The sequence below is a fragment of the Mucilaginibacter sp. P1_A3 genome (assembly GCF_056406855.1).
Genome location: NZ_JBFTZJ010000014.1, coordinates 58,690 through 75,681, shown reverse-complemented (window position 1 = coordinate 75,681; position 16,992 = coordinate 58,690). Strand labels below are relative to the sequence as shown.

The 16,992-nt window shown below is 40.1% G+C and carries 14 protein-coding genes; 12 read left to right on the top strand and 2 right to left on the bottom strand.

The features are described from left to right. The first annotated feature begins 33 nt into the window (after nt 1–33). The 3 genes from AC1D0K_RS26250 (at nt 34) to AC1D0K_RS26240 (ending at nt 3,142) form a co-directional block, all read left to right on the top strand. Nucleotides 34–1,134, top strand: a complete 1,101-nt coding sequence (locus AC1D0K_RS26250; RefSeq protein ID WP_477442061.1) for a YbjQ family protein — start codon at nt 34–36, stop codon at nt 1,132–1,134. Nucleotides 1,135–1,237: 103 nt separating this feature from the next. Continuing rightward, nucleotides 1,238–1,801, top strand: coding sequence for a hypothetical protein (locus tag AC1D0K_RS26245; protein ID WP_477398373.1), 564 nt, complete (start codon nt 1,238–1,240; stop codon nt 1,799–1,801). Between the two features lie 834 nt (nt 1,802–2,635). Beyond that, on the top strand, nt 2,636–3,142 hold the full coding sequence (locus AC1D0K_RS26240; protein ID WP_477398371.1) for a hypothetical protein: 507 nt from the start codon (nt 2,636–2,638) through the stop codon (nt 3,140–3,142). 204 nt (nt 3,143–3,346) lie between these two features. On the opposite strand, the gene AC1D0K_RS26235 is transcribed toward AC1D0K_RS26240, so the two are convergent. Then, nucleotides 3,347–4,204, bottom strand: a complete 858-nt coding sequence (locus AC1D0K_RS26235; protein WP_477398369.1) for a transglutaminase-like domain-containing protein — start codon at nt 4,202–4,204, stop codon at nt 3,347–3,349. 43 nt (nt 4,205–4,247) lie between these two features. On the opposite strand from AC1D0K_RS26235, the gene AC1D0K_RS26230 reads away from it, so the two are divergent. Further along, nucleotides 4,248–4,862, top strand: a complete 615-nt coding sequence (locus tag AC1D0K_RS26230) for an O-methyltransferase (RefSeq protein ID WP_477398367.1) — start codon at nt 4,248–4,250, stop codon at nt 4,860–4,862. A gap of 121 nt (nt 4,863–4,983) precedes the next feature. Here the strand turns inward: AC1D0K_RS26230 and AC1D0K_RS26225 are convergent, their stop codons facing one another. Continuing rightward, complete coding sequence (locus tag AC1D0K_RS26225; protein ID WP_477398365.1) at nt 4,984–6,120, bottom strand: BamA/TamA family outer membrane protein; 1,137 nt, start codon at nt 6,118–6,120, stop codon at nt 4,984–4,986. A gap of 125 nt (nt 6,121–6,245) precedes the next feature. Between AC1D0K_RS26225 and AC1D0K_RS26220 the strand changes: the two genes are divergently transcribed. The 8 genes from AC1D0K_RS26220 (at nt 6,246) to AC1D0K_RS26185 (ending at nt 16,980) form a co-directional block, all read left to right on the top strand. Beyond that, nucleotides 6,246–7,226: a deoxyhypusine synthase family protein gene (locus AC1D0K_RS26220; RefSeq protein ID WP_295717419.1), complete on the top strand. Its 981-nt coding sequence runs from the start codon at nt 6,246–6,248 to the stop codon at nt 7,224–7,226. 251 nt (nt 7,227–7,477) lie between these two features. Further along, complete coding sequence (locus tag AC1D0K_RS26215) at nt 7,478–8,761, top strand: c-type cytochrome (RefSeq protein ID WP_477398363.1); 1,284 nt, start codon at nt 7,478–7,480, stop codon at nt 8,759–8,761. A 37-nt stretch (nt 8,762–8,798) separates the two neighbouring features. Continuing rightward, on the top strand, nt 8,799–11,855 hold the full coding sequence (locus tag AC1D0K_RS26210) for a TAT-variant-translocated molybdopterin oxidoreductase (RefSeq protein ID WP_477442059.1): 3,057 nt from the start codon (nt 8,799–8,801) through the stop codon (nt 11,853–11,855). A gap of 27 nt (nt 11,856–11,882) precedes the next feature. Then, nucleotides 11,883–13,355 carry an NrfD/PsrC family molybdoenzyme membrane anchor subunit gene (gene nrfD / locus AC1D0K_RS26205; protein WP_295717427.1) on the top strand — a complete coding sequence of 491 codons (1,473 nt, stop codon included), beginning with the start codon at nt 11,883–11,885 and terminating at the stop codon, nt 13,353–13,355. Nucleotides 13,356–13,357: 2 nt separating this feature from the next. After that, a complete protein-coding gene (locus AC1D0K_RS26200; RefSeq protein WP_295717430.1) occupies nt 13,358–13,894 on the top strand; it encodes a DUF3341 domain-containing protein in 537 nt (178 codons plus the stop codon). Next, on the top strand, nt 13,878–14,462 hold the full coding sequence (locus tag AC1D0K_RS26195; RefSeq protein ID WP_477392369.1) for a c-type cytochrome: 585 nt from the start codon (nt 13,878–13,880) through the stop codon (nt 14,460–14,462). The genes AC1D0K_RS26200 and AC1D0K_RS26195 overlap by 17 nt, the downstream gene beginning before the upstream one ends. An 11-nt stretch (nt 14,463–14,473) precedes the next feature. Continuing rightward, nucleotides 14,474–15,745, top strand: a complete 1,272-nt coding sequence (locus tag AC1D0K_RS26190; RefSeq protein WP_295717435.1) for a quinol:cytochrome C oxidoreductase — start codon at nt 14,474–14,476, stop codon at nt 15,743–15,745. A gap of 47 nt (nt 15,746–15,792) precedes the next feature. Then, the gene (locus AC1D0K_RS26185) at nt 15,793–16,980 is read left to right on the top strand and encodes a cytochrome c oxidase subunit II (protein WP_477392367.1); all 1,188 of its coding nucleotides are present in this window, start codon (nt 15,793–15,795) and stop codon (nt 16,978–16,980) included. Nucleotides 16,981–16,992: the final 12 nt, after the last annotated feature.

Genomic DNA, 16,992 nt, shown 5'->3' with positions numbered 1-16,992 from the left:
AGTATATATTTTATAAAGAACCAAACTAAATCGATGTCCTCACCTAAACAAGTCCTTGTGGTAACCACTTCCGATTTGGGAGAAATTAAAATCATCAAATATTTAAAACCTGTTTCTGCCCACGTTGTAGCTGGAACTAATGTTTTTAGTGACATATCCGCTTTGGTTACCGATTTTTTTGGTGGCAGATCCGGAAGCTATCAAAGACAATTGTCATCTCTTTATGATGAGGCCATTGAACGCATAAAGATATCAGCTTTTGAAATCGGAGCTAATTGTGTATTAGGTTTAAAGGTTGATATTGATGAAATATCTGGCAAAGGTATGGCCATGTTCATGATAACATGCGTAGGTACAGCAGCTATCGCCGAAATTATAAGCAAACCAATATCAAATATTGATACAAATCAAAAATTTGAAAATGTTAGTATTGAGAAAATAAACATATTAAGGAAAAAGAATAAGATAGTGCAGGAAGCCAACGAACCAAATTGGCAAATTGATGATGAATCATGGGATTTTTTAACCGATAACCAAATTGAAGAGGTATTTCCTGCCATAGTAAATAAGTATAAAAGTCTTGTGGCAAGTTACCAGGTTGACTCTGCGCGCAGCCTTTATAAAAGAATGGTTAACTATTTAAGTAATTTCCCCGAAAACAAAAAGAGTGATATTCTCTATTTAGCTGTCTTTAATGAAAACGATAAAAAGATAGCCAAAGATTTAAGTGACATTATCAAAGAGCTTCAAATATTGGATTTGAAACTTATATATAATGTATTGCTTAATGATGATCTGGAAAATCAGAAAAGAGCAGTACAGATGTTAGCCTATGATAAAGCATTTTATGATAAAGAAGATATAACAGATCTCAAAAATATAAGGGGAGTAATAATCGATAAATTTAAGGAGATTGGAGTACGATCAACCAAAAAGCAACTGCTGTCTTCAAAAGAAAAAGATATCTGGACATGTCAATGTGGGCAGTCAAATGATTATACAGTTGGCGACGGCAACTATTGTACTAAGTGTGGGAACAATATCTATGGGTTTAAAATTGGTGAACTTTCACCTAATACTGCAATAGATGTGATAGATCAAAAAATTGAATTAATATCTCATTTTGTTATTTAAATAGTCGCAAGGCTTCGCAAAAGCTTTTTGATCGCTACCGCGGCGTCTTGGCTTGTGGTACATATAATTGTACCTTTCCGTAACAACAAATACTTTGTTTTACATGAAAGCCTGTATCATTTCCTTCTTACTATTTAATTTGTTGTTTGCTAACAAAAGCAAATTGAATCATTTGAACTTGAATATTCATCAGAATGTTTATTCAAATAATGATAGTCTATACGTTACAAAAGACTTACCGGTATTGGTGGCAGACCCTTGTATAGGAGATTTTTTGGAAGCTGTCGCAAAATCCAATAGCAAATATTACAAAAGGGGTAAATCATTTTATGGCCTTCATTTTAATAATCGAAAAGGTTATAGGTATTTGGAGGTGTTTACCGATGAGTGGCATGACGCAAAAGAAACTAGTTATGTTGCAATAATCAAGTTGAAAAACGCTGTGTTTTTATGTGGTGGCGACATTGAGCGTAACACCTTGTTTCATAAAACAGCTTCAAATAACGAACGAATTAAATTAAGCATTGCCAGGAAATCTTCCCGCATACCTATGCTAATCGAACCGGCTCTCCAGGGAACCTTTAATAGTTGCAAAGGGTTACCTATATATGTTGAAGTATACACAGCAAATCCAATATCCGGATATAAGATGAATGCCCGGCATTAGAGTTCAGCAAGGTGATAAAAATATACAACAGCTTAATGGAATAAAACGAATCAAAGTAAACCGACAGGGACACAATAGAATAAAATGAAAATACTTTTAACAAATTGGATAAATCTTTTATGCGTCTTTGTAGTCACCTTTGCATTCTCAGTTGTGCTAACTTTAACGGACCCAAACTTATCATATAACTTCTTTCAGGCTGTGCTCGCGGCCTTATTTTCTATTTTGGGTTACGGAATGATGTTTTGGGCATTGTTTCTAGTGTCGTTGATAATTTTAGACTTGATTCTTATAGTCCCTAACCGGAAGAATCTTAAAACAAGACTTTTAATAGAATGGCTTATTATCAGCAGCCCGTTCATTTATTGGACGGTTAAATATCATGAGTGGATATTTGTGACGGCTGTAATAGCTTTTTTCATATCGCAACAATTGCGGGAAAAACGGATAATAGAGAAGCAAGCCTAATAATAGCAAATTTCTTTTTTGCCGGGCTTTTATGCATTAATCTGTCCGTGAAGTACATGAGATCTGGCCTAAATTGCCAAGGGGGAAATAGTCCCCTAAACTAATTTCCCCCTCTTGTTACACACACAGTGCATTCCAAATATGAAATAAATTTATTTATTACTAAAATTTTGGCGTCAAGAATCTGAAAATTGTAAAGTAAACTGTGCAAATGATGTGAAAGGTGTGAAATTCAAAAAGGGTCAGTCGTTCTGAACTGCGGGTCTGTGGCGGGACGCAAGCCCTATTTGAAAAATTGTTTGTTTTGACATTAAGTCTGAATAACTACCTTGCAAAATGACAAACCTTATCCTTTTCATCTAAAACATGAGAAATATAGTTTATATATTACTGCTTTCTTTTATGGTGTCATGTGCAAGTAGTCAAAAAATTACTACTATACAATACACACGCAAGTACACAGGCGAATCTAATTCGAAAAATATCGCTTGTTATATGGCTGTGCCCAAGGAATTCAAACTTGTAACTTTAGTCGGAGGCCATAATGAGTTAGAAAAGCAATATGTTTATTCAGACTCGTCAAAAGTATATATATCTGACTTCGAGAGCAGTCTATTAAACTATAACAATATACGTTCACTTGGGGACAGTATTGCAAATAAATGCTCTGAGGGCACCGAGTTAAAGATTAAAGTAGCGAAGCAACTGGGTAAAGAGTACAAATCGAAAACTGTAATTCTACAAGGTAAAACGGCCAATGGTCTGTACTGGAAAGATATGAGAATTGGTTATCTAAGCATAGGATATGTAAATGTGCCTGAAAATAAAAAAAATGAATTTGATAAAGCTTTAGCTTCTTTTAACACTAAATAAACCCAATATGAATAACGAAGCTTGAGTTTTGGTTAATGGAAATCTATACAATACCGTTCAATCACAATCAACAAGATGTACGACAAGTTGCGTCGTAGTGAATTTTTATAATGTATTGGTAGTGAATTTGTTGTGTGTATATTTGAAAATATCCAGCAACGTTGCACTTCGCCATGCGAAACACTTAATACTTAAGTATTCACATTACCCCAATATCCCCAGCAGCTCATTCAATTCCACCACTTTTTCTGCCGAGCCTAAGTTTTCATAGGCGCTGATGAGGTTGCGGATCACCCGTTTAATGATATCGGTATTGGAGCATGGCTCATAAAATTGCTTATCAAACTTGAGGTTAAGCTGTTTCAAAAACATATCCACATCCCGCCTGCCAAATATAAATCCCTTGTTAAAGGCATTGATGTAAAACAGGATATTGCCTTCAAACTCGTTCTCCATGCTTTCATCAAGGTAGGCCAGTATAAAATGCTGGGGCAGGTTTACGCCATAAACAGGGATATCAAGCTTTTGGGCTACGATGGAGTAGATGATGGCCAATGAGATCTGGTTACCTTTTTTGGTCTCCAGCACCTGGCTCAGGAAACTGTTTTGCGGGTCGAGGTGGTTGGAGGTGTTACCGCTGAAGCCGTAAATGTTATAGAACACATGGTTAATAAGCTTGATCTGTTCTTTAGGGCTGGCCTCATTCATCATCTGTATCCAGATGTCGCGCTTGATGGTTTCTATCTGGTTGATAACCTTCTGCTCGTCAAGATCGGGGTATTGGTAGCGGTTAACGATCAGGATACCCTGCAGCAGATCAAAAGCCCCGCTTTGATGCCAAAGCTTCAGGTCGTTTTTTAAAGTGCTGAATTGAATTTCATGTACCAGGTTAGCAATGCGTTCCTGCTGTACGGCGTCAAAGGCTTGCTCAAAAGCGGTTTCCAGATATGCTATCACTTCGATGCCATAGCCGAGCAGTTTTTCATGAACATGCTCATAGATCTGGTTATCAGGGTCGTCCAGTAATCGGATCAAAGAGTTTACTTCCGTCGGATTTATCATACGCTATACTGCTAAAATACTAAACTTTTTTACTTTTGCAGTGATGTTAAGTTTCAGATTAGTGCAAGATTATGTGTGGCACCGCCTTAGGGCAAACAACAGGCATGGCATACATTCTCCGTTTGTATATAAGCTGATAGATACTGTAATATACGATTATAGAGACCAAAAAGTATATCACGAGGCCGGGGCGCTCCGTTCGGCGGGCGGGGAAACGGGTGGGTTAAAGCCGAAAGTAAACCAGCTGCTTTACCGGCTCATCGCCTATTTTAATCCGGCTACTATTATTGAGATAGGCGGGGGCAATAGCGTAACAAATGTCTATTTGCAAAAAGCGGCACCAAAGGCCGTGATTTACACCATCGAAAATGATGGTGACATTGCAGGCGTAAACAATAAACCCGTAGACCTAGTTCTTTTTAACAGCGGTCAACTTAAAAATGAAATCCTGAACTATTTTGAACTGTGTTTACCCAAAATGCATAAAGATACTGTGCTCATTTTTACCGGTATTTACCGAAGCCGGGAAATGAAGCAAGCCTGGATGCAGATCAAAGCGCATCCACAGGTAACATTAACCGTTGATTTGTTCTGGATCGGTCTTGTGTTTTTTAAGCAGGGGAGGAGCATTAAGGAACATTTCAGGGTGAAGTATTAGTGATTTTGTCTGAACCTGAATTTGTTGAATTTAAGAATTTACAGAATTATTTAAACGTTGAATATCAGCTTCGGGCTAAAATTCAAATAATTCCTTAAATCGATAAATTCCGGTTCAGAAACTAAAACGCTTGCCCTAATGCAGCATAAAATCCACTTTGCCGTGCTTCTCCCGCAACCTTTTGACCTATGCCATAGTCGGCACGGATGCTGAGTCCTTTTTCAATATCAAAAAAGTAGCGTATGCCGGCGCCGTAGTTGGGTTTCAACTGTGCCCAGCTAAAGCTTTTATTAAAAACTTCACCGGTGCCTATAAAGCCTGCCAATCCAATACGCGGACTTAGGCGATAACGCAGTTCGGTTTGGCCGGCCAGCATATTGCGGTCGCGGTAACGGCCGTTGTAATATCCCCGCATCAGCTCGTCATTACCCAGGGCCGGCATTAAATAAAATGGAGATTGTTTGCCGGTAAGGCTTTGTTCCTGTATATCAACCCCCAAAACAAGCGTTTTACTCAGCGAGAAAAACTGGGAGTATTCTATATTAAATAAGCCGCCTTTGTAATCGTTATTGCCGAATAAGCCATGCGTAATTTCAAAGGATGTGTTTATAATGGCTCCTTTGGTGGTATAGGTATTGTTGTTACGGCTATCAAAAATAAGGCTTGGGCCAATGTAAGCGCTGGTTCCTCCGCCGCGGTTTTCAACTCTTGGGTCGGTATAAAAAATGCTGGTGGGCTGGCCATCACCAAAAGTGTATCTGTAAGCACCCGCCACAAAACCGGCGTACAAGTTATCGGTAAGTTTCTTTTCGGCGCCAACATATAATTTAACCCGTTTTTGCCCCACACGGTCAGTATTGGCTTTTAGGGTGTTATTGCCAATGCCGTAAAAATCAAACGGAAAGTTAATATAACTAACCCCGGCTGTGTAATGATATTTGTTATGGGGTGTCCAATAGCTGGTGCTTAAACTAAGGCGATTTTGGCCTTTGGTGGTGATGGTGGCATAAGTGAAAATATTGGATACACGGGTATCGCTTTTTAAGCTATCGGTATAAAAGGAATATAAGCCTGCTCCGCCTACTTCAAGCCCGGTTTCGGGTGCCGAACTAAGCACCGGCAGTATTACAAAACTGCTTTTTTTACTGCTATCCCTGTCAAAATACATTTTACGGATAAACTTGGGTAATATATGCGTTTGCGAAAACGCGGCTTGCAGACAGCAAATAAACAGTAGGGTTGTGAAAAATGTCTTCATAGGTAATATATGGCTAATATAACTGCATTTTGCCTTTATGGTAGTTCCATTTTAGGTATTTTGAATTTAAAAACCATTTTTAACTAAAATGCCTACTTTTGTGCACTGAATTTTATTGATACGCTATGAGCACAACACGAGGACCTATTTCGCAGTTTATTGAAAAAAACTACCTGCATTTTAACTCGGCCGCATTAATGGATGCTGCCAAGGGATATGAGACCCACCTTGATGAAGGCGGTAAAATGATGGTTACCCTGGCCGGTGCCATGAGCACTGCTGAGCTGGGAATTTCACTGGCCGAGATGATCCGCCAGGATAAAATTTCCATAATTTCATGCACCGGTGCCAATCTTGAAGAGGATATCATGAACCTGGTAGCGCATTCGCACTACAAAAGGGTGCCCAACTACCGCGACCTTAGTCCGCAGGAAGAGTGGGATCTGTTGGAGAACCACTATAACCGTGTTACCGATACCTGTATCCCCGAGGAAGAAGCTTTTCGCAGGCTACAGAAGCACATCCACAAAATATGGAAAGATGCCGATAACAGTGGCGAACGTTACTTTCCGCATGAGTACATGTACAAAATATTATTAAGCGGCGAGCTGGAGCAGTATTATGAAATTGATCCCAAAAATTCATGGATGCTGGCTGCTGCCGAAAAAAATCTGCCTATAGTTGTACCGGGATGGGAAGATAGCACCATGGGTAACATATTTGCCTCATACCTTATTAAAGGTGAGCTAAAAGCATCAACCATGAAAAGTGGTATTGAATACATGGTATGGCTTGCAGACTGGTATACCAAAAACTCATCGGGTAAGGGCATCGGCTTTTTCCAGATAGGTGGTGGTATTGCCGGCGACTTCCCAATATGTGTTGTACCTATGCTTTACCAGGATATGGAGATGCATGATGTACCATTCTGGACTTACTTTTGCCAGATCTCGGATTCAACTACATCTTATGGTTCATACTCGGGCGCTGTGCCAAATGAGAAGATAACCTGGGGTAAGCTGGATATACATACACCAAAGTTTATAGTTGAAAGTGATGCTACTATTGTAGCGCCGCTCATATTTGCCTGGATACTAAAACAATAATTATTTTTTGAATATACCGCAAGTGAATAAACAACCTGTTTTTTTCATTTGCGGGCAAAAAGCTCTCTGATTACGTTTAAAGGGCTTTTTGTATTTATTTAGAACGATTATAAATTAAAGGTTACTGTCATTTATGTGTCAGCGATACTGTAATAAATTTTACTTTTGTGCCTGTAATATTCAGATGGTGCATACATCGTTACAGCGGAATAAAACATTAATATAAAAATTATTTAGCATAAATACACTCTATGAGAAGTTTCTCATTCATTTTTAAACAATTCTCAAGGTCGGTTTTACTGATTGTTGGGTTTGCTTTTTTAGGTCTTTCTGCTGCTTACGCACAAACTGACGCTGCTAAAGGCGAAACCATTTTTAAATCCAAATGTACTGCATGTCACAAGATCGATCAGATAATGACCGGTCCTGCGCTTGGCCCGCAGCTTACCGAAGAAACAGATGATAAATATCTTATCAAGTGGATTCAAAACAATCAGGCTTTAATTGCCGCCAAAAACCCAAAAGCGCTTGCCATCTTCAACAAGTTTGAGCAAAAAGCGATGACCACCTTTACGGATCTTTCTGATGCCGACGTAAGTAACGTTATTACTTACATACGTGCCGATTGGAAAACCATCCAGGATGCAAAAAACAACCCGGCTAACAACGCTGGTGCTGTGAAAGCAGAAGAAGGCCCAAGTGGCCTGGTAATCTGGGGTTTAGTTGGCGTTATTGTTATCGCGTTTATCGTAATACTTGTTTTAAACAAGGTTGTTGGAACATTAGAGCGTTTGCTGCTAAAAAACAAAGATCTTGTAATTGAAGAAGAAGCAATTGCGGTTGACGAACACGGTGTTGCTCTTGATAAGAACGCTTTACTTAAAAAGATCCTTAAAAACAAAAAGCTGGTATTCTTTATCCTTTTATGCGGTACCATAGCAATGGGCAGCTGGGGATGGGTTTCACTGTGGAACACCAATGTGCACACAGGTTACCAACCGGTACAGCCAATTAAATACTCGCATGAGTTACACGCAGGCACTATGAAAATAGATTGCCAGTACTGTCACTCAGGTGCATACAAATCAAAAAATGCGTCTATCCCATCATTAAACGTATGTATGAACTGCCACAAGGTTGTTAAAACCGAATCGCCGGAGATACATAAAATATATGATGCTTTGGGTTACGATCCAAAAACACAGAAATATGACAGCACTGCAGCTAAGCCTATTCAATGGGTGAGGATTCACAACCTGCCAGATTTGGCTTACTTTAACCACTCACAGCACGTGAAAGTGGGCGGTATCAAATGCCAGACTTGTCATGGTCCTATTCAAACAATGAAAGAGGTTTACCAATACTCACCACTTACCATGAAATGGTGTATACAGTGCCACAAACGTACCGAAGTTAACGGTAAAGGAAACGCTTATTACGACAGCATACTTGCAGCGCATGACAAGATTAAAAAAGGTGAAAAAGTTACTGCCGCAGTTTTAGGTGGTATCGAGTGCGGTAAGTGTCATTATTAATAAATAAGAATTTAGCATTACAGTTTATATAGCTTAAATGGACAGCAATAAAAAATACTGGAAAGGTTTAGAAGAACTAAACAAAACACCAGAATTTGTTGAGAAAAATAAAAACGAGTTTGCAGAGCCAATCCCGATTGAGGAAGTGCTGAGCGGATCTGGTTTATCGGCTAAAACTCCCCGCCGCGACTTTTTAAAGGCGCTTGGCTTTGGTGTTGGTGCTGTTACACTGGCCGCTTGTCAAAAAGTGCCTGTACATAAATCAATTCCTTACCTTATAAAACCTGAGGAAGTTACACCTGGTGTAGCTAACTATTATTCTTCGACTTACGAAGGGCAGGCTATTTTGGTAAAAACACGTGAAGGTCGCCCTATTAAAGTTGAAGGTAACCCAAATGATGTATTTGCAAAAGGTGGTTTAAGTGCACAAGCACAGGCTTCGGTATTAGACCTGTATGATGTAAACCGCACAAAAGATCCTAAAATTGACGGCAGCGATGCCGCCTGGCCAGAAGTTGATGCTTTTGTTTTAAGAGAGCTTGCGGCTATTGCAGCAGGTGGTAAAGGCATCCGTATAGTTACTTCAACTATCCACAGCCCATCTACTTTAGCGGTTATTGCTGATTTTGTTGCAAAATATCCAACCGCTAAACATATCAATTATGATGCGGTATCATATACAGGTATTATCCAGGCTAATCAAAACAGCTTTGGTAAAGCCGTATTGCCACATTACAATTTTGATAAAGCAGAAGTGATTGTAAGCTTCGGCGCTGATTTCCTTGGTTCATGGATCTCGCCAGAAGAATTTACCCGCCAGTACGTTTCAAACCGTAACAGCAAATCGCTTGAAAGCAAAAAAATGTCACGCCACATTCAGTTTGAGGCAGGAATGAGCTTAACCGGTACAAATGCCGATAACCGCTATCCTATTAAACCATCTGAAGAAGGTGTTGCTTTATTAAGCTTATACAATGCTGTTGCAGGTACAAGCTTAGCCGGTTCAAAAAAACTGAGCAATAAAGCAATTGATAATGCCATCACCCTTGCCGCTAAAGAATTAGTTGCTGCAAAAGGTAAAGCATTGGTAGTTGCAGGTTCAAATGATGTAGCTACACAAACTTTAGTAAATGCCATTAACTCATTATTGGGTAGCTATGGCAGTACTATTGATCTGGATAACCCGTCAAAACAATATGCCGGTAACGATCAGGATTTTGTTGCATTTGTAAATGAATTAACACGTGGCGAAGTTGGCGCGGTATTATTCCTTAATGCTAACCCTGCTTACGATTACTTTAAAGCAAAAGACTTTACTGACGCACTTAAAAAAGTACGTTTAAAAATATCATTCTCAGATCATGATGATGAAACCGCTTTACTATCAAATGTAATAGCTCCAAATCATCATTATTTAGAGTCATGGGGTGATGCCAATGCAGTAGAAGGTTATTATACTGTAGTGCAGCCAACCATTAACCCGGTTTATAACACCCGCCAGGCCGAGCAAAGCTTACTGGTATGGAGCGAAAGCCCTGTTAAAGATTACTACACTTATGTACGTAATACCTGGGATAAAGGCTTATTAGCAAAAGGCGGTCTATCTGGTCAAAAAGGATGGGAAGAATTGTTGCAGAAAGGTATGATCAAAACTGCTCCGCTTACAGCAGGTACTTATACTTTTGGTCACGAGCTTAATGCTGTAGCACAAACTATATTAGATCATAGCGCCAGCCTTGTATCTGGTGATAACTTTGAATTACAGGTTTATCAGTCTGTAGCAATGGGCGATGGTAAACGTGCCAACAACCCTTGGTTACAGGAGCTGCCAGATCCGGTATCTAAAGTTACCTGGGATAACTTCGCTGCCATGTCATTATCTGACATCAAGAAGCTTGGTTACGAAGAAGGTGATGTGATCAAAATTGAAGCAAATGGTTATAGCGTTGAAGTACCTGTATTGGCTCAGCCAGGTCAGGCACAAGGCACAATATCTGTTGCTGTTGGTTATGGTCGTGTGAGTGCTGGTCCGGTAGGTAACAATGTGGGTAAAAACGCATTCCCTTTCTACAGCTTCCGCAACGGAACATTACAAACAACTGCTGTTATTACTAAATTCGGTAAAACAGGTATTATATCGCCGCTTGCGCAAACACAAACTCACCACTCATATGAGGGTAGGAGCGTTATCCGCGAAGCTTCTTTTACAGCATACAAAAAGAATCCTGCTGCCGGTAGCGATAACGAGGGAGAGCATAAAGATTATAACAAAACAAGTCTTTGGGATGATCATGACCGCCCTGTTTATGACTGGGTTATGGCCATTGACCTTAACGCTTGTACCGGTTGCGGTGCATGTGTGGTAGCTTGTAGCGCTGAAAATAACATTCCTGTTGTAGGTAAGGACGAAGTTAAACGTCGTCGTGAAATGCACTGGATCCGTATTGACCGTTACTACAGTTTTAACGATCACGGTAACAGCGAAGAAGCAGTAACCAAAGAAAAGGAAATTGCTAAGCTAACTAACTTTGATAATGTATCGGTAGTTCACCAGCCAATGCTTTGCCAGCACTGTGATCACGCTCCTTGCGAAACAGTTTGCCCGGTATTAGCAACCGTTCACTCATCAGAAGGTTTAAACCAGATGGCTTACAACCGTTGTATCGGTACCCGTTATTGCGCAAATAACTGCCCATACAAAGTACGCCGCTTTAACTGGTTTAACTACTGGAACGATTCTCGTTTTGATAACTACCTGAACAACGAACATACACAACTGGTGTTAAACCCTGATGTTACTACACGTTTCCGTGGGGTAATGGAAAAATGCTCTATGTGCGTTCAACGTATCCAGGCTGGTAAGTTAAAAGCCAAGATGGAAAAACGTCCGCTTAAGGATGGTGAGATCAAGGTTGCCTGTCAGCAAACATGTTCAGCAAACGCTATTGTATTTGGTAACAGGAACGATAAAAACTCTGAAGTTTACAAAGCATTACAGAGCGAAAGAACTTACTACGTACTTGAAGAACTGAATGTACAACCAGGTATCGGTTACCAGGTTAAGGTTAGGAATTTATCAGAATTAGAGGCTTAAAATTTTTATATACAGAGATTAAAATATATGGCATCTCATAGTGAATCAATAATAAGGGAACCGTTAATTACGGGTACAAACATCACATACGGCCAGATTACTGACGATGTGTTACGCCCTGTAGAGAACATGCCGGGTAAAGCCTGGTGGATCGGTTTTACGGTAGCATCATTAGGCGCCACGCTTTGGGTTGTAGCCATCAGTTATACATTTTGGTTTGGAATCGGAGCCTGGGGACTAAATAAAACAGTTGGATGGGCCTGGGACATTACCGGTTTCGTATGGTGGGTAGGTATCGGTCACGCTGGTACACTTATCTCGGCAGTATTGCTGTTGTTCCGTCAAAACTGGCGAAACTCCATCAACCGCTCGGCCGAGGCCATGACCATCTTCGCGGTAATTTGCGCTGCTACCTATATCGGTGCTCACATGGGGCGCCCTTGGATGGCAGTTTACTCATTGCCTTTACCAAATCAATACGGCTCATTGTGGGTTAACTGGAACTCCCCGCTTATCTGGGACGTTTTCGCGATATCAACTTACTTCTCGGTTTCATTGGTATTCTGGTACACAGGTCTTTTGCCTGATATCGCTACCATCCGTGACCGTGCAACAGGTCTTCGCCGCCGCATCTATTCCGTATTGTCATTCGGATGGACGGGTTCAGTAAAAACCTGGCAACGTTTCGAGACCGTGTCATTAATCCTGGCAGGTATCTCAACACCACTGGTACTATCTGTACACACCATTGTATCAATGGACTTTGCAACATCACTGGAACCAGGATGGCACACCACCATCTTCCCTCCATACTTCGTTGCGGGAGCTATCTTCTCTGGTTTTGCCATGGTGCAAACGCTATTATTAGTAGCACGTAAGGTATTAGGTTTAGAAAACTACATTACCATGTTCCACATCGAATCGATGAATAAAATCATCCTTTTAACTGGTTCTATCGTAGGTGTGGCTTATTTAACCGAGCTTTTCATCGCGTTTTACTCACAGGCCGAGTATGAGCAGTACGCTTTCATGAACCGTATATCCGGACCATACTGGTGGGCATATTGGAGCATGATGACCTGTAACGTAATTACGCCACAGTTGTTCTGGTTCAAAAAAATCCGTACCAATATTCCATTGGCATGGACACTTTCAATCGTTGTAAACATCGGTATGTGGTTTGAGCGTTTCGTAATTATCGTAACCTCACTGCACCGTGATTATATCCCTTCAAGCTGGGCGATGTTTTATCCAACCTGGGTTGATGTAAGTATCTTTATTGGATCAATAGGTTTATTCTTTACCATGTTCCTTTTATTTATAAGGGTGCTGCCTTCTGTAGCGATGGCCGAGGTAAAACTGATACTTAAGAGCTCAAGCGAGCAAGCTAAGAGGAAAATACTTGAAAATGGTCATGTTGAACCTGCCGAGGCTGAGTTTTACATTGGTTCATTAGGCAAGTTTGATAGTGTTGAACAGTCTTCATACGAAAAAGTATAAAAATGAGTAGCACCAAATATATATTAGGCATTTTCGATGATCCCGATGAGCTGATGCACGGGATCGATAAATTACAAAAGAATAGCGTACCTATTTATGACGTTTATTCACCTTGTCCAATTCACGGTATTGATGCTAAATTAGGTATCAAGGATTCACGTTTGGGTTATGCGGCTTTCATGTTTGGCTGTTTAGGCGGAACCATCATGTTCAGCATGGTTTACTATATGCTGGTTCATGATTGGCCTATCAACATAGGTGGAAAGAATGCTTTTGCCATACCTGACTTTGTACCGGTAACCTTTGAGTGGACTGTGTTATGGACCGCTTTTGGTATGACGTTTACTTTCTTTTTTGCTACTCACCTTTTCCCGGGCCGTGCGCCAAGGGTAATGGATTTGCGTGCCACTAATGACAAGTTTATTATTGCCATCGATGCAAAGGGTAATACACCACATGCGGATATCACCAATTTATTAAAAGAAGCAGGAGCTGTAGAAGTTAAGCATAACGACAGAAAATATGTTAGCTATGAATAAATTTAGAATATTAGGAACAATAGTTATCATTATCGCTGCTTCGATAGTTGTAACATCGTGTAAAGATAAAAGAAGTACGGGTTGGGAGTATGCACCTAACATGTATGAGCACACCGCTTACGATCCGGATCAAAAGAACCCTAACTTTAAAGACGGTAAAACAGCGCAGTTACCACCAGCTGGAACTATACCTGTAGGCTTTACAAAATTTGACTATCCAAACACCAAGGATGGTTATGAACTGGCAAGTGTTGAGGTTAAAACAGTTTTAGCGCAAACACAGGCTAATTATAAAGATGGCAAACTTTTGTTTGAACATTTTTGCTCACCATGCCATGGTTTAGACGGGCAAGGTGATGGTTTGGTGGTTCAACACGGATATCCGCCGCCGCCATCTTATTCAAAAGGACAATCATCACGTGGTGGTGCCATGAAAGATTTAACAGACGGTAAAATTTATCATACCATTACTTACGGTGTAAATGCTATGGGTTCTTACGCTTCGCAGCTAAACCCTGAAGAACGCTGGAAAGTGATCATGTATGTTCACCATTTACAAACTTTATAGAATAAAATTGAATGAGCACTCACAATAGTTTTGACGAGCAATTTGAATTTACCGGCAAGGTAAAAACATATAGCCTTGCTGCCATAGCAGTTGGGGTTATAACCATACTTGCCGGGTTTTTAACCGGAGCTGGTGAACGTACATTTGCAAATTTATTGCTGATGGGTTACTACTTTGCCTGCGTTTGCATGGCCGGTGTATTTTTCTGCGCATTGCAGTATGTGGCCCAGGCGGGTTGGTCGGCGTCACTAATTCGTGTACCACAGGCATTTGCTAAAACACTACCATTTGCGGCTACACTACTTTTAGTAATAATTTTATGTGGGTTGTATTTTACCCATAAAACAACTTTGGAACCAGGAGGTGAAGAAGTAGTAGCGCCTTACCTTTATAAATTATGGGCGTTAGCAGGTGTTACTACACCAGGTAACCCTCATTTTGATCCTATTATCACTGGTAAATCTGTATTCTTAAACAGGCCGTTCTTTATTACCCGCCTGATTGTATTTATGGGAAGCTATGCTATTTTTGGCTGGTTGCTTGTTAAATACTCAGAAGGTGAAGATGAATTGGGCGGTATGTTTTATTACCGTAAAAGCTTTACTATATCATGCCTTTTCCTGGTAATATTTGGTTTCACCACCCCAATATTTGCTTTTGACGCTATCATGTCATTAGAAGCACACTGGTTCTCTACCATGTTTGGCTGGTACAATTTTGCTGCCATGTGGGTTAGCTGTTTAGCCATAATCACCTTAACTATTATATGGTTAAGAACTCAGGGGTATATGCAATGGATCTCACAGGATCATCTGCACAACCTGGGTCAGTTAATGTTTGGCTTCTCTATCTTCTGGACATATGTATGGTTTGCACAGTTCCTGTTGATCTATTACGCCAACATACCTGAAGAAACAGTTTATTTTGTACGCAGATGGGAGCCTGAGTTTAAACCTTGGTTCTGGTTAAATATCGTGATTAACTTTTTAGCGCCTTTATTGGTGATCATGTCCCGCGATTCAAAACGTAAAACAAATATCCTTGCAATTACCTGTGGTATTTTAATTGTTGGTCACTGGCTTGATTATTTCATGATGATTATGCCTGGTACTGTACGTGCAACATCACATTGGTACACAGAGATATCAGTGCTTGAAATTGGTATTTTTGTAGGCTTTGTAGGGCTATTTATATTCACTACTTTGAATGCTTTAAGCAAGTTCAAGTCGATAATTCCTAAAAAGCACCCTTTCCTTCAGGAGAGTCTACATCATCACATATAATAATTGTTATTTTTGCATCAAGTACAGAATACCAAACAAACATTAAAATGGCATTCAAAAAATTAATAAATTCTAAATCCTTACTATCGTTTTTCGCTGCGTTTATGCTTATGGGCACTAACCTGGTGAATGCGCAAACACCAGCTGCCGGTACTACCGAAGATGCCCCACAAGTTGATTGGACCGGTGTTTCTTACTATGTGCTTTTATTCTTGCTGATATGTGTTGGTGTAGCTGTAGTAGGTAAAATTTTAAAGATCTACGATCTGACCCTTAAAATTCAAGGCAAAAAAGGCCTTAGGTGGAATAATGTAATGGGCTTTATATGCCTTGTATTCCTGCTTGCAGGTTTATACGGAGCCTACTGGTCATTTACAGTTCAGGGTAGCATGACATTGCCAGAGGCGGCGTCTATTCATGGTGTTAAAATTGATGAGATGTTTACCGTCACTACTATTTTAACCATGATTGTGTTTTTCTTAACACAGATATTATTATTCGGATTTTTATTCAAATACCGTCACTCTGAAAAACGCAGAGCGCATTTTTTACCTCACAATAATACTATCGAAAAGATATGGACTATTGTGCCGGCTATTGTTTTAACTATATTGGTTGTATTTGGCTTTTTCACCTGGCAATCTATTATGGATAACACAGACGCCAAAGGCGAGGTTAAAGCTATTGACGTAGATATCACTGGTCACCAGTTTGCATGGGAGCTACGTTACCCGGGTAAAGATGGTACATTAGGCCCTAAAGATTTTAAGTTAACTACTGCAGCAAACAAGCTTGGTGTTAATTTTAAAAAGAAAAGCAGCTTTGACGATTTATCTGCCGATACCATGTACCTGCCGGTTAACAGGGCTGTAAGGTTAAACATACAGGCGCAGGATGTTATCCACAGTGTTTATATGCCACATTTCAGGGTTCAGCTTAACGCGGTACCAGGATTACCTACCTTCTTTAAATTTACCCCAACTATTACAACCGCGCAAATGCGCACCCGATTGGACGACCCTAAATTTGAGTACTTAGTGTACTGTAACAAAATATGCGGTGGCGGTCACTATAACATGCAAAAAGTTGTGCGTGTAGTTACTGAAGCCGAATACCAGACATGGTTATCACACCAAAAACCTTACTTAACCGATGGTTTAAGGAAGGAATTGCATTTCGCTGCTGCGGAACCGCAACAAACAGTGTCTCAAAATAGGTTAGCGTTAAATAATTAATATAAGATAAAA